This is a genomic window from Streptomyces sp. DH12, assembly GCF_020873895.1.
Taxonomy (GTDB): domain Bacteria; phylum Actinomycetota; class Actinomycetes; order Streptomycetales; family Streptomycetaceae; genus Streptomyces.
On record NZ_JAHWGT010000018.1, the window covers coordinates 81,567 to 101,921 of the forward strand.

General features: G+C 73.8%; 14 protein-coding genes and 1 pseudogene. 8 read left to right on the forward strand and 7 right to left on the reverse strand.

The features are described from left to right. Window positions 1-44: 44 nt before the first annotated feature. Complete coding sequence (locus LPA54_RS18275) at window positions 45-1,076, reverse strand: DUF3068 domain-containing protein (RefSeq protein WP_228979167.1); 1,032 nt, start codon at window positions 1,074-1,076, stop codon at window positions 45-47. Window positions 1,077-1,313: 237 nt separating this feature from the next. On the opposite strand from LPA54_RS18275, the gene LPA54_RS18280 reads away from it, so the two are divergent. Both LPA54_RS18280 and LPA54_RS18285 read left to right on the forward strand, forming a co-directional pair. Next, on the forward strand, window positions 1,314-1,496 hold the full coding sequence (locus LPA54_RS18280; protein WP_228979018.1) for a hypothetical protein: 183 nt from the start codon (window positions 1,314-1,316) through the stop codon (window positions 1,494-1,496). Window positions 1,497-1,584: 88 nt separating this feature from the next. Then, entirely contained in the window at window positions 1,585-2,772 is a 1,188-nt protein-coding gene (locus tag LPA54_RS18285; RefSeq protein ID WP_228979020.1) for a helix-turn-helix domain-containing protein, read from the forward strand. Between the two features lie 508 nt (window positions 2,773-3,280). On the opposite strand, the gene LPA54_RS42885 is transcribed toward LPA54_RS18285, so the two are convergent. Both LPA54_RS42885 and LPA54_RS18295 read right to left on the reverse strand, forming a co-directional pair. Further along, window positions 3,281-3,550 (reverse strand): lipase family protein, encoded by a 270-nt coding sequence (locus LPA54_RS42885; RefSeq protein ID WP_228979021.1) that lies wholly within the window; start codon window positions 3,548-3,550, stop codon window positions 3,281-3,283. Between the two features lie 390 nt (window positions 3,551-3,940). Continuing rightward, window positions 3,941-4,372, reverse strand: coding sequence for a secondary thiamine-phosphate synthase enzyme YjbQ (locus LPA54_RS18295; protein ID WP_228979028.1), 432 nt, complete (start codon window positions 4,370-4,372; stop codon window positions 3,941-3,943). Between the two features lie 63 nt (window positions 4,373-4,435). On the opposite strand from LPA54_RS18295, the gene LPA54_RS18300 reads away from it, so the two are divergent. Continuing rightward, entirely contained in the window at window positions 4,436-5,647 is a 1,212-nt protein-coding gene (locus tag LPA54_RS18300) for an FAD-dependent oxidoreductase (protein WP_228979030.1), read from the forward strand. Window positions 5,648-5,650: 3 nt separating this feature from the next. Here LPA54_RS18300 and mltG read toward each other — a convergent pair whose 3' ends face one another. Together mltG and LPA54_RS18310 are read right to left on the reverse strand one after the other, a co-directional pair. Beyond that, a complete protein-coding gene (mltG, locus tag LPA54_RS18305) occupies window positions 5,651-6,505 on the reverse strand; it encodes an endolytic transglycosylase MltG (RefSeq protein ID WP_228979032.1) in 855 nt (284 codons plus the stop codon). Window positions 6,506-6,754: 249 nt separating this feature from the next. After that, window positions 6,755-8,698 (reverse strand): ABC transporter ATP-binding protein, encoded by a 1,944-nt coding sequence (locus LPA54_RS18310; protein WP_228979034.1) that lies wholly within the window; start codon window positions 8,696-8,698, stop codon window positions 6,755-6,757. A 112-nt stretch (window positions 8,699-8,810) separates the two neighbouring features. On the opposite strand from LPA54_RS18310, the gene LPA54_RS18315 reads away from it, so the two are divergent. Both LPA54_RS18315 and LPA54_RS18320 read left to right on the forward strand, forming a co-directional pair. Beyond that, a complete protein-coding gene (locus LPA54_RS18315; RefSeq protein WP_228979036.1) occupies window positions 8,811-9,260 on the forward strand; it encodes a MarR family winged helix-turn-helix transcriptional regulator in 450 nt (149 codons plus the stop codon). Between the two features lie 264 nt (window positions 9,261-9,524). Next, window positions 9,525-10,994: a Gfo/Idh/MocA family protein gene (locus LPA54_RS18320; protein ID WP_228979037.1), complete on the forward strand. Its 1,470-nt coding sequence runs from the start codon at window positions 9,525-9,527 to the stop codon at window positions 10,992-10,994. Window positions 10,995-11,067: 73 nt separating this feature from the next. Here LPA54_RS18320 and LPA54_RS18325 read toward each other — a convergent pair. Continuing rightward, window positions 11,068-12,677, reverse strand: a pseudogene (locus LPA54_RS18325) (peptide-N4-asparagine amidase). Window positions 12,678-12,942: 265 nt separating this feature from the next. Between LPA54_RS18325 and LPA54_RS18330 the strand changes: the two are divergent. Next, window positions 12,943-14,940, forward strand: a complete 1,998-nt coding sequence (locus LPA54_RS18330) for an ABC transporter ATP-binding protein (RefSeq protein WP_228979040.1) — start codon at window positions 12,943-12,945, stop codon at window positions 14,938-14,940. Beyond that, a complete protein-coding gene (locus LPA54_RS18335) occupies window positions 14,937-16,724 on the forward strand; it encodes an ABC transporter ATP-binding protein (protein ID WP_228979043.1) in 1,788 nt (595 codons plus the stop codon). The genes LPA54_RS18330 and LPA54_RS18335 overlap by 4 nt, the downstream gene beginning before the upstream one ends. Before the next feature lie 203 nt (window positions 16,725-16,927). On the opposite strand, the gene LPA54_RS18340 is transcribed toward LPA54_RS18335, so the two are convergent. Further along, window positions 16,928-17,719, reverse strand: coding sequence for a metal-dependent hydrolase (locus tag LPA54_RS18340; protein WP_228979045.1), 792 nt, complete (start codon window positions 17,717-17,719; stop codon window positions 16,928-16,930). Window positions 17,720-17,778: 59 nt separating this feature from the next. Between LPA54_RS18340 and LPA54_RS18345 the strand changes: the two genes are divergently transcribed. After that, window positions 17,779-20,352: a DEAD/DEAH box helicase gene (locus LPA54_RS18345; RefSeq protein WP_228979046.1), complete on the forward strand. Its 2,574-nt coding sequence runs from the start codon at window positions 17,779-17,781 to the stop codon at window positions 20,350-20,352. The last annotated feature ends 3 nt before the right edge of the window (window positions 20,353-20,355 follow it).

The following is a 20,355-nucleotide window of genomic DNA, read 5'->3' on the forward strand; positions in this document are numbered from 1 at the left end:
GAGCCGGTACCACCGGGAAACACTGGTCTTACTGAGGGGTAACGTCAGTGTTCGTTCAAGCCATTCGTCCGGCTACTCACGCCGGTGACAAGTTCGGGCCGATCGGCAGACCCTGTTTCATCACTCATCTGAGTGTTCGACTGTCGGCGGCCCCGCGTCAGCAGCACCGCGCCCGCGGCGACCAGCAGACCTCCCGCGAGCCCGCCCGCCCGGGGCGCGGTCTCGCCGAGCAGCTCCAGTCGGCCGCTGTCCTCGGAGGCCAGCTTCACCTGCTCACGCCGGGTCGCCTCGGTGAACGCCAGCCGCTCGCTGGACAGCAGGGTGACCGCGTCCTTCTTCGAACCCGGGGCCCTCAGCGTCTTCGTCGGCGCGATCACCGCGTTCATGATCCGCCCCGTTCGGGGGTCCACGGTCAGCTCGATCCTCGCGTTGGAGTACCACTCCTCGGCCAGCACCTGCCCCGGCTCCTTACTGCCCACCAGCACTCCGGGTACCAGCCGGGTGCCCGTCGCGGTGGCCTCGACGGCGCCGACGAAGCGGTAGCCGTCGTGCCCGTCGATCCTGGTGGCCTTGTCGAACGCCAGCGGCACAGTGGCACCGAGACTGCTGTCCCACCAGGCGTACGTACGCCTCTCGACATCGAACGGGAACTTCAGGTACGCCTCACCCTCGAACCCGGGCTTCTCCTCGCAGCAGTGCACCGGGAGGTTCGTCCGGCGGTCGGTCACCCAGCGTTCGGTGGTCCACTGCAGGGATTTCCGCGGGTCGGCCAGCGGCAGCGTCTTCGGCGTGTCGATCTGGGTCGACACGTCCCAGACCGCGTTTCCGCTGCGCTCACCGGCGGCGACGTCCCCCACTACCCGGCGGGTGATCGTGATCGTCTGGTCGTCCACCGTGGAAACGGACCCGGTGTCGAAGTAGCGGCCCCGGCCTTCGAAGACCGTCGTGGAGACCGTATCCGTCGGCGTGCGTTTGGCGCGCGGCTCCACGTACCAGGCGAGCAGTTGGGTGAACACCAGCAGGAAGACGCCGGCACCCAGCAGAATCAGGGACAAAGGTGATATTGAACGACGCATGCTGGTACTCCGATACGGACGCGAGATGCGGGAGTTCAGGGCGGTGCGGGACGGGCCGCGCGCACGGATCACAGCCTGTCCGGAGCGATGAGCGACTTACCCGGCAGTAACAGTGCTGTGAACGGCGAAGCTAGGTGGAGCTTGACCACCTGTCAATGCGCCTCGCATACTGACCGCGCCGGACCGGGCCGGCGCGCTGGGTGACAGACCTCATCGACTGAGAGGCCGATCATCCTCATGTCCAGACTGCTCGCCGCCCTCCTGACCTGCGTCGCCGCCGCCACTCTGGCCACAGGCGCCGCCTTCGGCATCGTCGCCGCTCTCGACGCCGCACCGGAGCAGCAGAATGTGCCGCTCGTCACATTCCCCGACCCGCCCACCCAACGGCCCTCCAGCACACCTGGCCCTGGCGCGGACTAGTTTGTGCCTGTGCGGGCCCGGCTGACCGAGCTCATGAAGACGGACATCCAGGAGCGGTGGTTTGGAAGCCTCGTCAGCGTGGCGCGACGTGCCACAAGAACGGATTCAGCAGTTCGCCGACCGGGCCCTGGAGCAGGTCCCGGAGCTGGCACAGGACATCCTCGCCGCGATCCGGCGGGAGTACCCGGGCCTCATGTTCACCGTCGACGACTCCGGAGAGCCGAAGGCCCTGGTGGCGATCCGGCACGCGCTGGAGCTCTTCGTGGAGCAGATGACCAGGGGCTCGGACCGGCCGAGCGAAATTCCCGAGGTGTTCCGGGACTTCGGTCGCGGTGAGGTCGCTCACGGGCGCAGCCTGGACTCCCTGCAGGGGATCTACCGGCTGGGCGTGCGCCTTTCCTGGCGGCGCATGGCGGAGATCGGCCAGCAGGCCGAGATTCCGTCCTCGGCCATGTACGAGCTCGCCGAGTCCGCTTTCGAGTACCTCGACGTGATGGTGGCCCAGTCGGTACGCGGCTACGCGGAAGCCATCGCCCGCCAGGCCGGGGAGCGGCTGCGTCTGCAACGTCTTCTCGTCGATCTCCTGCTCGCCGAGCACCGCTCGGATCCGTCCGCCTTCCTCGCCGACCGCGCGGCCGACGTGGGCTGGCAGCTGCCCGAGAAGGTGGCGGTGGCCGTGCTGCTGCGCCCCGCCGCGGAGGCTGTCGCCCCTGCCGTGGGAGAGGAGGTGCTGGTCGACATGGAGGGCGAGCGGCCGCGCCTCGTCGTACCGGAGCCGGACGCCCCCGGACGCGCGGAGCTGTTGGACCGGGCGGTCGCCGGCTGGTCCGGTGCGATCGGCCCGTCGGTTCCCGTGGCGGAGGCCGTCACGTCGCTGCGGTGGGCGGAGGCCGCCGTCAGGATGGTCGAGCAGGGCCTGCTGCCGCGAGGGCGGCTGCTGCCCTGCGGCGAGCACGTCGAAGCCCTGGTGCTGCTGCCCGCGAGTGAGTTGATCGACGATCTTGCCCGGCGGAGGCTGGCGCAGCTGGACGAGTCCGGTGGTCCGGCACACGCGCACCGCCTCGCCGAGACGCTGCTTGCCTGGCTGGAAACGCGCGGGGGCGCCCCGGAGGTGGCCGCCCGGCTGGGGGTCCACCCGCAGACCGTGCGCTACCGGCTGAGACAGCTCCGTGAGTTGTGGGGCGACGACCTGGACGACCCGGACCGCCGCTTCGAGCTGGAGCTGGTGCTCCGTACCAGGCGGCTGCGCGGAGAGCTCGTCCCGCCGCCTGATTGACGGGCGATGACTCGTGTCTGCCGCTCGGCGCGCCGTCGTGTCCGGCTGCCTCACCGGGTCCTGCCGCGCGGATCCGCGCGGCAGAGGACACGGGTCAGGACAGCGGCGTCGGCTCCTCCGGTGCCAGTGAGTCGCCTTCGGGATGCGGCCGCAGTCGGACGGAGCCGTCCGCCCCGCGAAGCGGTCGACGAGCCAGTCCATCGCGGCAGGGGCCCAGACGACGGGCACGCCCACGTGGCTGAGCAAGCTCGTGCTGCCGGTACGTGATGGCGGAGTTGCCGGTGGCGCAATACTGCCGCGCGAGTGCGCGCGTCGCCTGCGACCGGATAGTGGCCGAGGGCATCGACGATGGAGCCCTTCCCCAGCTCCGCGTACACCGTCAGGCCGTAGCTGTGCGGGTAGGGCTTGACGTCGATGTCGAAGGAGCGGGAGACGCCGATGGTGGCCATCGCAATGGCGCCCGACCACGAGAGGGAGCCGTCCGCGTACTTCAGGTCGTGCACCGGGGTCACGCGCAGGCCGCCCTCGGCGAAGCCGACAGCTTTCGGTTCACGTCGGGCGCGTACGACGGTGCCAGCGCGTCCGCCCGGTTCGTGGCGTCGGCGCCGCCCGAGTAACCCATGAGACCGAACCTGGAGTTGTCGCTCAGCCCCGTCTCCGCGGACCTGGTCACGGCACAGATCGAGTCCAGGGTGTCCGTTCCGTACTCAGGTCCCGCGGCGAAGGCGGCGCACTGCCCCTGGGTGTCCGGGATGACGAGGGGGTAGCCCCTGTTCACGATGGCGTGATGCCGCAAGCGCCCCGGTGGAGGCTGGCACCTCGCTCGTGGTGGCGGATCCCGAACGGGAGGCTCCGCCACTGCACCCGACCCGACCGGGACGTTCAGCTGGTGCGGTCGCGGATCCCGCCTACAGTCCTGCGGTACCGAGAAAGGACAGCCGGGCCTGACGCTCCGCATTATCGCGATTCGGTCCGCCGATCTCCGTCAGGACAACCCCAGCCCATCTGGATGGCGAAGCACGCCGGTCCAGCCGTGGCCATCACCTCGTGGAGTGACCACCACGGCTGAAGCATCCGCTCGGCATGAGGTGGCAGGCGTTCCCAGCCCATCACGCCGGCTTCAGGGCAGTTGGTGCTGTTGGACTTGCCGTCCACAGTCCGCACCGAGTCAGCGTCCTACCCCGAGGAAGCTCAACCGCACCTCACGGTTGGGATTATCGACGTTCGTGTCGACCAGGCAGACCGACTGCCAGGTGCCCAGTGCGATGCGGCCGTCGATCACCGGGAGGGTCGCGTGCGGCGGGACCAGGGCGGGCAGGACGTGGTCGCGGCCGTGGCCGGGGCTGCCGTGGCGGTGCTGCCAGCGGTCGTCGGCGGGCAGCAGGGTGTGCAGGGCGGCCAGCAGGTCGTCGTCGCTGCCGGAGCCCGTCTCCAGGATCGCCACGCCGGTCGTGGCGTGGGGCGTGAAGACGTTCAGCAGGCCGTCGCGGCCGGCCGCGACCTCGTCCAGGAAGGACGCGCAGTCCTCCGTCAGGTCGTGGACCACCTCGCGGTGTCCGGTGGCGATCCGCAGCGTTCGGGTGGTGAATGCGTCGCTCATGCCTCCATGGTGCCCGCTGCGCGGCCGGGGAAGATCCTCCGACTCCGGCTGGTTGGTTGAGATGTGAACGGTTTCGAGGCGCAGGGTGTGCGGGACGTGGACGTGGTCGTCGTGGGGGCCGGGCAGGCGGGGCTGTCGGCCGCCTACCACCTGCGGCGCGCCGGGTACGAGCCGGGCCGTGACGTGGTCGTGCTCGACCAGGCGCCGCGGCCGGGCGGGGCCTGGCAGTTCCGGTGGCCGTCGCTGACGTACGGCAAGGTGCACGGGATGCACGCGCTGCCCGGCATGGAGTTGACCGGGGCCGACGCGACGCGCCCGTCCGCCGAGGTGATCGGGGAGTACTTCGCCCGGTACGAGGAGGCGTTCGCCCTGCGCGTGCGCCGGCCCGTGCGGGTGGTGGCGGTGCGGGAGGGCGGGGACGGCCGGCTGCGCGTCGAGACGTCCGAGGGCGTGTACGCGGCGCGGGCGCTGATCAACGCCACGGGCACCTGGGACCGCCCGTTCTGGCCGCGCTACCCGGGGCAGGAGACGTTCCTGGGGCGGCAGCTGCACACGGCGGACTATCCGGGGCCCGAGCCGTTCGCCGGGCGGCGGGTCGTCGTGGTCGGCGGCGGGGCTTCCGGCACCCAGCACCTCATGGAGATCGCGGACGTGGCGGCGGAGACGACCTGGGTGACGCGAAGCGAGCCGGTCTTCCGCGAAGGGCCCTTCGGCGAGGCGGAGGGGCGGGCGGCGGTCGCCCTGGTGGAGGAGCGGGTGCGGCGGGGGCTGGCGCCGCGCAGCGTGGTGAGCGTGACCGGGCTGCCGCTGACCGACGCGGTCCGTGCGGCGCGTGAGCGGGGCGTCCTGGAGCGGCTGCCGATGTTCGACCGGGTCACCCCGACGGGTGTGGCGTGGGACCCCGCGCCGGCCGGCGGCGAGGGTGCTCGGTGGCCGGCGGGGCGGGCGGTGGACGCGGACGTGATCTTGTGGGCGACCGGCTTCCGGGCGGCCGTCGACCACCTCGCGCCGCTGCGGCTGCGCGAGCCGGGCGGCGGGATACGGCTGGACGGCACCCGGGCCGTGCGTGACCCGCGCGTCCACCTGGTCGGGTACGGGCCGTCGGCGTCGACCGTCGGGGCGAACCGCGCCGGGCGTGCCGCCGTCCGGGACGTCAGGCGGCTGCTGGAGCGGCCGGCCGGCGGGGCGGGGGTGGGCGGCGGGGCCGGAGTGGGCGGCGCGTTCGTCGGTGCGGGGCGGGCGGGTGCGACTGCGGGTGCGGGTGCGGGTGGGTGAGCGTCAGGGGGTGGCGGTGCGGCGGTGGGCGTTGAACTCCTCGACGTTCCGCAGCTGTTCGGCGTAGTCGTCGGTGAAGCGGGTGTCCCCGGGGCGGACGGTCACGAAGTACAGCCAGTCGCCGGGCGGCGGGTCGATCGCGGCGTGCACGGCCTGCTCGCCGGGGTTGCCGATCGGTGTGGGCGGCAGGCCCGTGCCGGCGTAGGTGTTGTACGGGCTGTCGAGGCGGGTGTCGGCGTGCGAGGTGTCGAGCGTGGAGCGGCCGAGGGCGTAGTTGAGCGTCGAGTCCATCTGCAGCGGCATGCCCCGGGCGAGCCGGTTGTGGATCACCCTCGCCACCTTGCCCATGTCCTCCTCGGTGTCGGCCTCGGCCTGCACGATGCTGGCGATGGTCACCGTCTCGTAGAGGGTGAGACTGTTGCGCTGGGAGCCCTGCGTGACGCGGGGGGTCCCGAACCGCTCCCCCGCTGTGTCGATCATGTAGCGCAGGAGGCCGCGGGGCGTGGTGGCGTCCACGATCGGGTACGTGGCCGGGAAGAGGAACCCCTCGGGGTTCCCCCCGGCGGCGGCGGGCAGGCCGAGCCCCGGTGAGGCGGCCGTGGTCCGGGTGGTGCCGGGCGGCACGCCGAGGGCTTTGTCGACCGCCTCGTAGACCTGCGTGGAGCGCCAGCCCTCGGGGACGAGCAGGGACCGGGGCTGTTCGGGCGGCGGCGTGGCGGGCTCGCGCATGAGGAGCAGGGGAACCAGGGTGCCCGCCGCGACGAGGGCGAGCACACCGGTGATCAGGACCAGTCGGCCGCGGCGGGTCAGGCGGGGCCGCCGGTGCCCGCGCGGCTTCCTCGGGATCGGGAACCTCATGCGGGCACGCTAACCCGCAGGTCATCACAAATTACGCATATACCACCTCGCGTCCTCCGCCCCGAGCGCCCGAACAAACGAACGCGGGAGCGGGTGTTCGCCGGAACGTGTGGTCGGCGCCGGAAGCCGTTGCTCCGTACGGATGCGTCGCAGGATCCTTACGGTGCGCAAGCGACGGGCTGCAGACCGCGAGGGCGCGTGTCCCACACACATGCACGACGTACAAGGAGTCCCACCCCATGAACCTCATCACCAACCTGCTCGCCGGTGTCCTCCACTTCGTGGGCTGGCTGGTCTGACGCTCGCTCCGTCCGGCGCCGCCGCTCCCCCGTCCCAGGGGAGCGGCGGCGTCGCCGTGTGCGCTCCGCCCGCGCTGCCCGTGTCGTCCGCGTCCATGCGGGTGTCGCCGTGCACCAGCGCGGCGTACCGGCCGCCCCTGGCGAGGAGTTCGGCGTGGCTGCCGCGCTCGACGATGCGGCCGGCGTCGAGGACGACGATCTGGTCGGCGGCCCGGACCGTGGAGAGCCGGTGCGCGATGGTGATGGTGGTCCGCCCGGCGGAGAGGGCGTCGATCGCGCGCTGCACGGCCTGTTCGGTCCGCGTGTCCAGGGCGCTGGTCGCCTCGTCGAGGATGAGGACGGGTGGGTCGCGCAGGATCGTCCGGGCGATGGCCAGGCGCTGCTTCTCGCCGCCGGAGAACCGGTAGCCGCGCTCGCCGACGAGGGTGTCGTAGCCGTCGGGCAGCGAGGCGATGTGGTCGTGGATCTGCGCGGCCCTGGCCGCGGCCTCGATCTCGGCGTCCGAGGCGTCCGGCCGGGCGAAGCGGAGGTTGTCGGCGACGGACGCGTGGAAGAGGTACGTCTCCTGGGAGACGACGCCCACACCCCGGGCGAGGGTGTCGAAGTCGAGCTCGCGCACGTCGACGCCGTCGAGCGTGACGCGGCCGCCGGTGACGTCGTAGAGCCGGGGCACCAGGTAGCTCAGGGTGGACTTGCCGGAGCCGGTGGCGCCGACGACGGCGAGGCTGCTGCCCGCGGGGACGGTGATGTCGATGCCGTCGAGCGTGGGGCCGCTCTTCTCGTCGCCCGCGTCGTAGTGGAAGGCGACGTCCTCGAAGCGGATCTCGCCGCGGATCCGCTCCAGGCGCACGGGCCGCTCGGTCTCGGTGATGTCGACCGGAAGGTCCAGGTACTCGAAGATCCGCTGGAAGAGCGCGAGCGAGGTCTGGATCTGCACACCGGTGGAGAGCAGGCTGACGGCGGGGCGCAGGAGCCCCTGCTGGAGGGTGACGAAGGCGACGAGCGTGCCGATGGAGATCGCCGGCCCGCCGGCCCGCAGGGCCAGCCCGGCCGCCCAGTACAGCAGGGCGGGCATGGCGGCCATGACGATGGTGATGGTCGCCATCCGCCACCGGCCGGCCATCGAGGAGCGGACCTCCAGGTCGACCAGGCGCTCGGACTCGTCGGCGAAGGAGCGGGTCAGGGAGTCCGCCCGGCCCATCGTGCGGCCCAGCAGGATGCCGCTGACGGAGAGCGACTCGGTGACCGTCGCCGCCATCGCGGCCATCTGCTTCTGCCGCTGCGTGGTGATCGCCTTGCGCTCGCGGCCCACCCGGCGGCTGATCCACACGAAGACCGGCAGCAGCAGGAGCGAGACGACCGTCAGCCGCCAGTCCAGCGCGAGCATCGCGACGATCGTCGCGATGACGGCGGTGACGTTGGAGACGAGGGAGGTCGCGGTCGACGTGACCGTGGCCTGCATGCCGCCGATGTCGTTCGCGATGCGGGACTGCACCTCGCCGGTGCGCGTGCGGGTGAAGAAGGCGAGGGGCATGCGCTGGAGCTGCGCGTACACGGCGGTGCGCAGGTCGTGCATGACGCGCTGCCCGACCGTGGTGGAGATCAGCGTCTGGAGGACGCCGAAGACGCTGGTCACCACCGCCGTGAGGATCATGCCGAGCGCGAGGAGGGTGAGGAGCCCCGTGCGGCCCTGGGGGATGGCGGTGTCGAGGATCTCGCGCAGCAGGAACGGCGAGGCGACCCCCACCAGGGAGGAGGCGCCGACGAGCAGCCCCACGAAGCCCAGGCGGCCCCGGTAGGGCCGGAAGAGCCGGAGGATCCGCCGGATCTGCGCCGGCGGCTGGTCCGGATCGGGGGGCGGTGGCGTCCAGGTGGACTCGGCGTGGATACGCATGGCTCCTTCGGAGGTCGTCGCGTCCCGCGGCCACGGGACACCCCTGCGATAGAGAGCTTAGCTCATTGTGAGGACAGGTAACAGTGAACAGGGTCCTGCTACCCTTCCGATTATGAACGCACCCGACGCCGACGGCCTCCTCGCCGAACAGCTGCTGCGGCTCACCCGCCGGCTCCACCGCAGCCAGAAGAGGCAGTTGGAGGCCGTGGACGTCCGCATCACCCCCGCCCAGTCGCGTCTCCTGCGGACGGTCGCGCACTACGAGTCGCCGCCGCGCATGGCCGACCTCGCCGAACGGCTGGAGGTCGTGCCCCGGGCGGTGACGAGCCTGGTCGACGGCCTGGAGGCGAGCGGCCGGGTGCGCCGCGTGCCCGACCCCGCCAACCGCCGGGTGATCAGGATCGAGCTGACCGACGAGGGCCGCGCCACCCTGCGGCGGCTGAGGAGCGCGCGCCGGGCCGCCGCGGAGGACGTTCTCGCGCCCCTGACCGCGAGGCAGCGCGAGGTGCTCGGCGGGCTGCTGTCCGCCCTGGTCGACGGGGTGCCCGAGCGGCGCTGCTGACTCGCCGCGCGCCCCTCGCCCTCCGCCCCGGCACCGACGCGAAAGAGCCGAAGAGGGGCCCGCCCTGGCGGGTCCTCGGCCGTACCCGCCGCCCAGGGCGCCGGGCCGGACCGGCGCGGCCGCCGGGATCCGGCCGGTCCTGCTCCCCGGCGCGCGCACGCGCCACGGAAGGCCGATCCTCTCCCTTGCGTACCCCCGGCCGGGCGGCCAGGGTCCTACCGGGACAGGTGAACCCAGCCGTGCACGTCATGTACTGGAGGTTCCATGAGCGAGTCGGTTCCCGGCGGCGACGCGGCGCCCGACGCCCCCCGGCCCCCCGCCGCGCCCTCGCGCCGCGGCGTGCTGCGGACCACGGCGGGCGCCGCGGGCGCCGGCCTCGGTCTGACCGCCCTCGGCGGCGCACCGGCCGCGGCGGCCGCCCCGCGCGCCGCCGGCCGGACGGCGGCGGGCCCCCCGGCGGAGCCCGCGGCGCCGCCCCGCCAGGGCGCCACGATGGCGGGGGTGCCGTTCGAGCGGCGCAGCACCGTACGGGTCGGCATCGTCGGGCTCGGGAACCGCGGCGACAGCATGATCGACCTGTTCCTCGCCGTCCCCGGCACCCGGGTCACCGCCGTCTGCGACCCGGTCCGGGAGAAGGCGGCCCGGGCAGCCGCCAAGGTCGTGGCGGCCGGGCAGCCCGCGCCGGCGGTGTACGCGCACGGCGAGGGCGCCTACGCGCGCCTGTGCGAGCGCGGCGACGTCGACCTGGTGTACGTCGCCACCCCCTGGGAGCTCCACTTCGAGATGGCGCGGACCGCCCTGCTGAACGGCAAGCACGTCGGCGTCGAGTGTCCCGCGGCGATGGCCCTGGACGAGCTGTGGGCCCTGGTCGACCTGTCGGAGCGGACGCGCCGCCACTGCATGCAGCTGGAGAACTGCTGCTATGGCAGGAACGAGACGCGTGTGCTGCGCATGGCGCACGCGGGCAGGTTCGGCGAGCTGCTGCACGCCGCCGGCGCGTACAACCACGACCTGCGCGAGCTGCTGTTCTCCCCGACGTACTACGAGGGCCCCTGGCGGCGGCTGTGGCACACCCGGCTGCGTGGCGACCTGTACCCGAACCACGGCCTCGGGCCCGTCGCCAACTACCTGGACGTCAACCGGGGCGACCGGGTGGTCGCCATCAGCAGCTTCGGCACGCCCGCCCGGGGGCTGGCCGAGTACCGGGCGGCCCACGTGCCGCCGGGCCACCCCAGCTGGAAGGAGTCGTACGTCGGGAGCGACCGCACCGTCAGCATGCTCCGGACCGCGAAGGGCCGGGTGATCCGGCTGGAGCACGACGTGTCCACGCCGCACCCGTACAGCCGGATCAACAGCCTGGGCGGCACCCGGGGGGTGTTCGAGGACTACCCGGCCCGCGTCTACCTGGAGCCGGACCACAAGGGCCACCAGTGGGGCGACTTCTCCGCCTACGCCGAGGAGTTCGAGCACTGGCTGTGGCGGGAGCACGCCGACCCGCCGGGCGGGCACGGCGGCATGGACTACCTCATGGTGTACCGGCTGACGCAGTGCATGCGGCTGGGCCTGGTGCCGGACTTCGACGTGTACGACGCCGCGACCTGGACGGCACCGGTGCCGCTGAGCCACGCCTCCGTCCGGGCCCACGGAGCGCCCGTGGCGTTCCCGGACTTCACCCGCGGCGAGTGGCGGCGCTCCCGGCCCGGCGTGGACTCGGAGCGCCCGGCGGAGGCGTAGCGCCCGGCGGAGGGGTGGCCGGCGGAGGCGTGGCCGGCGGCGGGGTGCCGGAAGGGCCGGCGGTGGCGGGAGGTCAGCAGCGCCTGCGGTCCTGCGTCACCGTCCCCTGCTCGGTGCGCAGCAGGCGGTCGTGGCAGCCGGCGGAGCCGCGGAGCCGGTAGTGCTCGGCGGACGTGCCGACCGCGCGGCGCCGGTCGCGCGGGACGCCCGTCGTGTACGTCGCGTCGCCGGTGTACGTGTCGTCCAGCCGCGACCAGGACGGTGGCCGGCCGCCGCCGGCCGTGACGGTGTGGGCGTGGTCGCCGAGGGCCAGCACCGTCCGCAGCCGGTCGCCGGCGCCGACGGTCGTCGCGCCGTCCATGGTGTACGCGCGCCGGACGCGGGTGGTCGTGCCGCCCGCGGTGACCGTCTCGTGGTCGGTCCAGGCGGCGTCGAGGGCGTCGGGGTTCTCGTCGGTGCCCCAGCGGTGGACGGAGGTGTGCGAGAGCGCGCGGGTGACGGTGGTGGCGATCCGGCCGCGGGAGGTGTCGACGTGTCCGGCCACCGTGAGCCGGTGGGCCGCGCTCGTGTCGACGCGGTGCTCGGCGCCGGGGGTGTGGCGGGAGGTGCCGGTGGCGCCGCCGTCCTCGTGGCGGGTGAGTGCGCCGGTGACGACCGCGCGGCCCTCGTCCCGCCACAGCAGGAGGTTGGTCGGGGTGCTCCAGCCGGGCCGTCCGGCGGGCACCCCGGCGACCGTCACCTCGACGCGGTGCGGACGGCCGTCGTTGAGGAGGGCGGCGAACGGAGTCAGGTCGAACAGGACCGGCCGGACGTCGAAGGCGCGGGGGCCGGGGACGACGTACCAGAGGAACGGGTTGGACCAACCGCCCGTCCAGACCGTCGGGAAGGGCGCGGCGATGCCGGCGAGCCGGCCGTCGACGCTGACGCGGACCTCGCGGTTCGGGCCGCCCTCGGCGGTGCATCCGTAGGGGGCCCCGGTGGGGGCGGCCAGGTACCAGTACTCCTCGCAACCGCCGCCCGAGCCCGTGGCGTACACCTCGGCGAGGATCCGTTCGGTGTTGCGCGGCGTGGTGACGGACCCCCCGTCGGCGAGCGGGAGGACGCGTTCCGGCACGGCCGACGGATCGGGGGCGGCGGCGCCGGCGGCGTGGAAGGTGAGGGTGACGGTGACGTCGATGACGCCGGTGTGGGTGTCGTCGACGACGTTGCCGATGAGCATCTCCACCGGCTGGGGCCGGCTCAGGGTGTCGCTGTAGCGGGTGAGGTCCTTCTCCACCGACCAGGTGATGCCGTCGGGGGACGGTTGGGGCGTGGACGTGCGCAGGACTTCGACTCCGCCGAGGGCCAGGTGGCCGAGCCGGTCGTACTGGCGTCCCCGGACGCGGCCGTCGAGCCGGAGGACGACCGCGCTCCAGCGGTCGCCGCACCCTTCCGGTGGCGTGTAGGCGCCACGGTAGGGGGTGAAGTCGCGGAACTGCGCGCGGGCGACGGTGACCTCGCAGGACGGTACCCCGCGAGGCCGGTGCACCGGGGGCGCCGCGGTGACGGGGTCGTGCCAGTCGGTGCCGAACTCCGCCGGCGCTGCGGGTGTTGCCCGGCGGTGGCGGCCGGCGGGCCGGTGAGGAGCGCGCCGGCGGCGAGTGCCAGGGCGCTGAGCGTGCTCATGACTGGGCGTCGTCTCATGGGGCGGAAGTGAAGCGCCGGACGGGGCACGGCGCCAGACGCGGGTGGGCGGCTGTGGCGCGTTCCGTGCGCGCGGCGGAAAACCCTTTGCCCCCGGCCCGTCGGCGGGGTGAACCTGGCACGTCTCCGCCGGGCCCCGGCCGTCGGCGGTGCGCCCCGTCCTGCCCGCCGCCGCCCCCGCCGCCGGTTCCGCGCCGCTACCGCCCGCCCCGCCCGCCGCCGGCTCCCCACCCCGTCCGCGCCTGTCGAGAATGTCTGGGACGCCATGCAGATCCGCCATCTCCCGTACGCCGACCCCGGTGAACCCGACGTCCGTTCCGGTGCCCGCTTCCTCCTCTGGTTGGGGCGGCGCCAACTCGGTGGGCAGCTCGCCGCGCTCGGCTGGGGTCTGCTGATGAACCTGGGCGTCGTGGGACTGCCGGTGGGCGTCGGCCTCGCCGTCCAGGCCGTCGTGGACCGCTCGGGTGACCGGCTCGCCCTCGCGGGCGGGCTGATCGCCCTGCTCGGAGCGGCCATCGCCGTCGGGGACGTGATGCTGCACCGCACCGCCGTGACCAACTGGATCACCGCGGCGACCCGGGTGCAGCAGCTGCTCGCCCGCAAGGCCGCCGAGCTGGGCTCCGTGCTGACCCGCAGGGTCGCGGCCGGCGAGGTGGTCGCCGTGTCGACCGGTGACGTCGAGAAGATCGGCTGGTTCGTGGAGGCCCTGTCCCGGTTCGCCGCGGCGGCCGCCACCCTGGTCGCCGTCTGCGTCGGCCTGGTGCTGTACCAGCCCTCCCTGGGCGTCGTCGTCGCGCTGGCGGTGCCGGTACTGGCGCTGGCGCCCCTGCCGCTGCTGCCCCGGGCGACCCGCCGCGCCGACGAGCAGCGCGAGAAGGCGGGCCGGGCCACGGAGTTGGCGACCGACACGGTGGCCGGGCTGCGGGTGCTGCGCGGCATCGGCGGCGAGGAGCTGTTCCTCGGGCGCTACCGCGCGGCCTCGCAGGAGGTGCGCGGCGCCGCCGTGCGCAGCGCCCGCTCGTGGGCGCTGATCGCCGCCGTACAGGTGGTCCTCCCGGGCCTGCTGCTGATCGGCGTGGTCGGGTACGGGGCGCGGCTCGCGCTGGACGGGCGGATCGCGGTGGGTGAACTGGTCGCCGTGTACGGGGCGGTGCTGCTGGTCCAGCATCCGCTGCGCCAGTTCGAGGAGATCGCCATGGCCTACTCCTTCTCGCGGCCCTCGGCGCGGCGGGCCGCGCGGGTGCTGGCGCTGTCGCGGACCGGGCCGGGGGCGGGTCGCGGCCGTGCCGTGCCGGCGGCCGGAACGGGGTCGCCGCCGGGCGCGGACGCGTCCCCGCCGCCGGGCGGGGTCGGATCGCTGCCGCCGGGTGGGGAGTTGCACGACCCGCTGACCGGGCTGCGGGCCCCCGCCGGCCGGTTCACCGCCGTGGTCTGCGGCGACCCGGACGCCGCCGGGCGGCTCGCGGAGAGGCTGGGCGGCCATCCGGCCGACGGCGGCGCGGGGCACGTCCCGGTCCTGTGGGGCGGCGTCGCGCTGGACGGGCTGCCCCTGTCGGCGGCCCGCACCGCGGCGCTCGTGCAGGACAAGGACCCGGTGCTGCTCTCGGGGACGCTGCGGGAGCTGCTGGACGTTCCCTCGTCCGGTGCGGTGACGGCCGCGGAGGCGCTGGAGGCCGCCCGGTGCGGGGACGTGCTGGACGCCCTGGCGCAGGCGTCGGCCGAGCCGGACGGCGACCCGATGGAGACCCCGATCACCGAGCGCGGCCGGTCCCTGTCGGGCGGGCAGCGCCAGCGCCTCGCCCTGGCCCGGTCGTTGGTGACCGACCCGCCGGTGCTGGTCCTGGACGAGCCGACGTCGGCGGTGGACTCCCACACCGAGGCGGCGGTCGCGGCCGGGGTCCGGCGGCTGCGCGAGGGGCGCACGACGGTCGTGTTCACCTCGTCGCCACTGCTGCTGGACGTGGCCGACCGGGTGGTCCTGGTGCACGGGGGCCGGGCGGTCGCGGCGGGCCGGCACCGGGAGCTGCTGCGCACCGACCCGCGCTACCGGGCGGTCGTCTCCCGGGAGACCGAACCCGACGCCGGAGTCGCACCCGACGGCACGGCCGTACCCGGCAGTGAGGCCGTACCCGGCGGCGCGGCCCGCGCGGAGGCCCTGCCCGCTCCCGCTCCCGTGCCCGCCGCCCAGTCCGCCGCCACCGAGTCCGCCGCCCGCACCCGTGCCCCTGCCGCACCGCCCTCCGGATGGGAGGAGTCCGCATGACCGGCTCCGGCCTGGTACCGCCGCAGTACGACCCGGCGGCGCCGCGCTCCGCCACCACGCTGCCCGTCGGCAGCCCCGCGACCGTGCGCCGGTACGTACGGGAGCTGCTGCGCCGCCACCGGCGGGCGTTCACGGTGCTCGTCGCGGTCAACGCCGTGGCGGTCGTCGCCTCCATGGCCGGTCCGTACCTGCTCGGTTCGCTGGTGGACCGGCTCGCGGCCGGCGCGCGGGAGCTGCACCTGGGGCGGACCCTGCTGCTGTTCGCCGCGGCGCTCGCCGTGCAGACGGTGTTCGTGCGGCTGGTGCGGCTGCGCGGAGCGATGCTCGGAGAGGAGACGCTGGCGGACCTGCGCGAGGACTTCCTCGTCCGGTCGGTCCGGCTGCCGCCCGGCGTGCTGGAGCGCGCCGGGACGGGTGACCTGCTGTCGCGCGTCACCACCGACGTCGACCGGCTGGCCGAGGCCATGCGGCAGGCCGTGCCGCAGCTGGCGATCGGCGTGGTCTGGGCGGCGCTGCTGCTCGGCGGGCTCGCGGTCACCGCGCCGCCGCTGGCGCTGTGCGTCCTGGTCGCGGCGCCGCTGCTCGTCGCGGGTTGCCGCTGGTACTTCCGGCGGGCGCCCGCCGCGTACCGCTCGGAGGCCGCCGGGTACGCGGCGGTGGCCGCCGCGCTCACCGAGACGGTCGACGCGGGCCGCACGGTGGAGGCCCACCGGCTCGGGGCGCGGCGGGTGGCGCTCTCCGACCGGCGGATCGGGCAGTGGACGGCGTGGGAGCGGTACACGCTCGCGCTGCGCTCGGTGTTCCTCCCGGTCATCAGCCTCACCCACACCACGGTGCTCGCCTCGGTGCTGCTGATCGGCGGGACGTTCGTCCTCCAGGGCTGGCTGGACGTCGGCCGGCTGACCACCGGGGCGCTGCTCGCGCAGATGCTGGTGGAGCCGGTCGGGATCATCCTGCGCTGGTACGACGAGCTGCAGGTGGCGCAGGTGTCGCTGGCCCGGCTGGTCGGCGTGCGGGAGATCGAGCCGGACGCGGGGGACGCGTCGGTGCGGCCCGAGGGGCGGGAGGTGCGCGCGGACGAGGTGCGGTTCGGCTACCGGGAGGGCGTCGACGTGCTGCACCGGGTGTCGCTGGAGGTGCCGCCCGGGACGCGGCTCGCGCTGGTCGGTCCGTCGGGCGCCGGCAAGTCCACCTTGGGCCGGCTGCTCGCCGGGATCTACGCGCCGGGCTCGGGGCGGGTGACGCTCGGGGCGGCGGAGTTGGCGCGGATGCCGGCCGAGCGGGTCCGGGAGCACGTGGCGCTGGTCAACCAGGAGCACCACGTCTTCGTCGGGTCGCTGCGGGACAACCTGCTGCTGGCGCGGGCCGGCGCGGACGACGGCGAGCTGTGGTCGGCGCTGGCCGCGGTCGGCGCCGACGGCTGGGCGCGGGCGCTGGAGGGCGGTCTCGGCGCCGAGGTCGGCTCGGGCGGGCTGGGGCTCACCCCGGCGCAGGCCCAGCAGGTGGCGCTGGCCCGGCTGGTGCTGGCGGATCCGCACACCCTGGTGCTGGACGAGGCGACCTCGCTGCTCGACCCGCGCGCCGCGCGCCACCTGGAGCGGTCGCTCGCCCGGGTGCTGGAGGGGCGTACGGTCGTCGCCATCGCGCACCGGCTGCACACCGCGCACGACGCGGACCTGATCGCGGTGGTGGAGGGCGGCCGGATCACCGAGCTGGGCGGCCACGACGCGCTGGTGGCCGCGGACGGGGCGTACGCGGCGCTGTGGAGGTCCTGGCACGGGTAGCAACGGCGTTCCCCGGCGGTGGGCCGGCCTCCTCCCCCCGGGCCCGCCTCCTCCCCCGGCGGTGGGCCCGCCTCCGTGGCGCCCGCCGGGTGCGGGCGGCGGCAAGGCGGGAGCCGTTCCGACGGACGGCGTTCCGACGGACGGCGTTCCGACGGACGGCGTTCCGACGGACGGCGGCGAGGCGGACGGCGGCGAGGCGGGTGTCAGACCACGCCGAGCGCGAAGGCGCCGCCCACGCCGCCGAGCACCATGAACACCGGCATCAGGACCCGCACCTCGACCCAGCTGCCCGCCCGGAAGCGCAGCGGCTTGGGCGGGCCGATCGGGTACCAGCGCTTGCCCGCGACCGGTATCGGCCACAGGATCGGGCAGCCGGAGACGGTGAGGGCGTCGCCGACGTCGTGGACCAGCGCGCCGAGCACGATGGGCAGCCCCAGCCACAGGTACTCCTGCCCCGGCGCGTCGAACAGCCAGTTCGCGCCGTTGCCGGGCTGGTCCAGGATGCCCGCGAGGATCCACGCGCCGGCCGCGCCCAGCAGCCACACGAGGATGTCGCTGGAGACCCGGGCGGCCCGCCACAGCAGCCCCTCGACGGCCAGGACGACATGGACGAAGAGGAGCGCGAGGACCGCCCACCGGCCGCCCTCGACGGCGAGCGCCGAGGCGCCGGCTCCGATGGCGACCGCCCACACCCAGGTGTGCGTCAGGGTCCGGTGGCCGCCGCTGCGGCGCGCGTCGGCGCGGGTGCGGGTGGCCTTGTAGACGGCGTAGGAGAGCTTGTCGACGACCTCGCACAGCCACTTGGACAGCGGTCCGAAGGCGCGCGAGATCGTCGCCGACTTGTGGTCGAGGTCGGGGGCGAGGGCCGCGCCGGCGCATATCAGCGCTCCGACGACGAGGACGGGCCACGGCATGGCGTGGCCGGCCGCCGCGGCGGCGGCGCCCACGCCGAGCCAGGCCGCCGCCCCGGAGAGTGAGTGCGCCGGTCCCATCATGGTGCGAGCCGCCCCCGTGTCGTGTGGTGGTGCCGAGTTGACGGCACAGGCTACCGCTCATGATCTTGGACCCGGTGGCCGGTTCCGCCTTCGCGGCGGAAGCCAGGCAAGATGGGGGCGTGACCCTTATCGATCAGCTGCCGCAGACCGCCGATCCCGATGCCCTCTTCGAGGCCTTCTCGTCCTGGGCGGAGGGCCGCGGCATCTCCCTCTACCCGGCCCAGGAGGAGGCGCTGATCGAGGTCGTGTCGGGCGCCAACGTGATCCTGTCCACGCCGACCGGCTCCGGCAAGAGCCTGGTCGCGGCGGCGGCCCACTTCACGGCACTCGCCAACGACCAGGTGACGTTCTACACGGCGCCGATCAAGGCGCTCGTGTCGGAGAAGTTCTTCGACCTGTGCAAGCTCTTCGGGACCGAGAACGTCGGCATGCTCACCGGCGACGCGTCGGTGAACGCCGACGCCCCGGTGATCTGCTGCACGGCCGAGGTGCTCGCCTCGATCGCGCTGCGCGACGGCCGGAACGCCGACATCGGCCAGGTCGTCATGGACGAGTTCCACTTCTACGCGGAGCCCGACCGCGGCTGGGCCTGGCAGATCCCGCTGCTGGAGCTGCCGCAGGCGCAGTTCGTGCTGATGTCGGCGACGCTCGGCGACGTGTCGATGTTCGAGAAGGACCTCACCCGCCGCACGGGCCGCCCGACGGCGGTGGTCCGCTCGGCGACGCGGCCGGTCCCCCTCTCGTACGAGTACCGGCTCACGCCCATCACGGAGACGTTGACGGAGCTGCTGGAGACCAGGCAGGCGCCCGTCTACATCGTCCACTTCACGCAGGCGCAGGCCGTGGAGCGGGCGCAGTCGCTGATGAGCATCAACATGTGCTCACGCGAGGAGAAGGACCGGATCGCCGAGCTGATCGGCGGCTTCCGCTTCACCACCACGTTCGGCAGGAACCTCTCGCGGTACGTGCGGCACGGCATCGGCGTGCACCACGCGGGCATGCTGCCCAAGTACCGGCGGCTGGTGGAGAAGCTCGCCCAGGCGGGGCTGCTGAAGGTCATCTGCGGGACGGACACCCTCGGTGTCGGCGTCAACGTCCCCATCCGCACCGTGCTGTTCACCGCGCTCACCAAGTACGACGGCACCCGGGTGCGCACGCTGCGGGCCCGGGAGTTCCACCAGATCGCGGGCCGCGCCGGGCGGGCGGGCTTCGACACGGCCGGGTTCGTGGTGGCGCAGGCGCCCGAGCACGTCATCGAGAACGAGAAGGCGCTCGCCAAGGCGGGCGACGACCCGAAGAAGCGCCGCAAGGTGGTCCGCAAGAAGGCCCCGGAAGGGTTCGTCGGCTGGACCGAGACCACCTTCGAGAAGCTGATCGCCTCCGAGCCCGAGCCGCTGACCTCCCGCTTCCGCGTCACCCACACCATGCTGCTGTCGGTGATCGCCCGCCCCGGCGACGCCTTCACCGCCATGCGCCGGCTGCTGGAGGACAACCACGAGCCGCGCAGGAACCAGCTGCGGCACATCCGCCGCGCCATCGCGATCTATCGTTCGCTGCTCGACGGCGGTGTGGTGGAGCAGCTGGACGAGCCGGACGCCGAGGGGCGCAGGATCCGGCTGACCGTCGACCTCCAGCAGGACTTCGCGCTCAACCAGCCGCTGTCGACGTTCGCGCTCGCCGCGTTCGACCTGCTCGACCCGGAGTCCCCGTCGTACGCCCTCGACATGGTGTCGGTGGTCGAGTCGACGCTGGACGACCCGCGCCAGATCCTCGCCGCCCAGCAGAACAAGGCGCGCGGCGAGGCGGTCGGCGCGATGAAGGCGGACGGCGTCGAGTACGAGGAGCGGATGGAGCGGCTCCAGGAGGTCTCGTACCCCAAGCCGCTGGAGGAGCTGCTGTGGCACGCGTACAACACCTACCGGACGTCGCACCCGTGGGTCGGTGACCACCCCGTCTCCCCGAAGTCCGTCATCCGCGACATGTACGAGCGGGCGCTGACCTTCACGGAGTTCACCTCGCACTACGAGCTGGCGCGGACCGAGGGCATCGTCCTGCGGTACCTGGCGTCCGCGTACAAGGCGCTGGACCACACCATCCCGGACGACCTGAAGACGGAGGACCTGGAGGACCTGATCGCCTGGCTGGGCGAGATGGTGCGGCAGGTCGACTCCTCGCTGCTGGACGAGTGGGAGCAGCTGGCCAACCCGGAGGTCGAGACGGCCGAGGAGGCGCAGGAGAAGGCCGACCAGGTCAAGCCGGTCACGGCCAACGCCCGTGCCTTCCGGGTCCTGGTGCGCAACGCCCTCTTCCGCCGCGTGGAGCTGGCCGCGCTGGACCAGCTCGCCGAACTGGGCGAGATGGACGGCGAGTCCGGCTGGGACGAGGAGCGGTGGGCGGAGGCGATGGACGCGTACTGGGACGAGTACGACGACCTCGGCACCGGCCCGGACGCGCGCGGCCCGAAGCTGCTGTCGATCGAGGAGGACCCCGCGCACGGCCTGTGGCGCGTCCGGCAGACCTTCGCCGACCCGAACGGCGACCATGACTGGGGCATCAGCGCGGAGGTGGACCTGGCGGCCTCGGACGAGGAGGGCCGGGCGGTCCTGCGCGTCACCGACGTCGGCCAGCTCTGAAAG

What these genes read in the sequence shown, in the direction of transcription:
- LPA54_RS18275 (WP_228979167.1), bottom strand. Translation starts at nt 1,076, where the DNA reads ATGCGTCGTTCAATATCACCTTTGTCCCTGATTCTGCTGGGTGCCGGC.
- LPA54_RS18280 (WP_228979018.1), top strand. Translation starts at nt 1,314, where the DNA reads ATGTCCAGACTGCTCGCCGCCCTCCTGACCTGCGTCGCCGCCGCCACT.
- LPA54_RS18295 (WP_228979028.1), bottom strand. Translation starts at nt 4,372, where the DNA reads ATGAGCGACGCATTCACCACCCGAACGCTGCGGATCGCCACCGGACAC.
- mltG (WP_228979032.1), bottom strand. Translation starts at nt 6,505, where the DNA reads ATGAGGTTCCCGATCCCGAGGAAGCCGCGCGGGCACCGGCGGCCCCGC.
- LPA54_RS18310 (WP_228979034.1), bottom strand. Translation starts at nt 8,698, where the DNA reads ATGCGTATCCACGCCGAGTCCACCTGGACGCCACCGCCCCCCGATCCG.
- LPA54_RS18315 (WP_228979036.1), top strand. Translation starts at nt 8,811, where the DNA reads ATGAACGCACCCGACGCCGACGGCCTCCTCGCCGAACAGCTGCTGCGG.
- LPA54_RS18320 (WP_228979037.1), top strand. Translation starts at nt 9,525, where the DNA reads ATGAGCGAGTCGGTTCCCGGCGGCGACGCGGCGCCCGACGCCCCCCGG.
- LPA54_RS18330 (WP_228979040.1), top strand. Translation starts at nt 12,943, where the DNA reads ATGCAGATCCGCCATCTCCCGTACGCCGACCCCGGTGAACCCGACGTC.
- LPA54_RS18335 (WP_228979043.1), top strand. Translation starts at nt 14,937, where the DNA reads ATGACCGGCTCCGGCCTGGTACCGCCGCAGTACGACCCGGCGGCGCCG.
- LPA54_RS18340 (WP_228979045.1), bottom strand. Translation starts at nt 17,719, where the DNA reads ATGATGGGACCGGCGCACTCACTCTCCGGGGCGGCGGCCTGGCTCGGC.
- LPA54_RS18345 (WP_228979046.1), top strand. Translation starts at nt 17,779, where the DNA reads ATGATCTTGGACCCGGTGGCCGGTTCCGCCTTCGCGGCGGAAGCCAGG.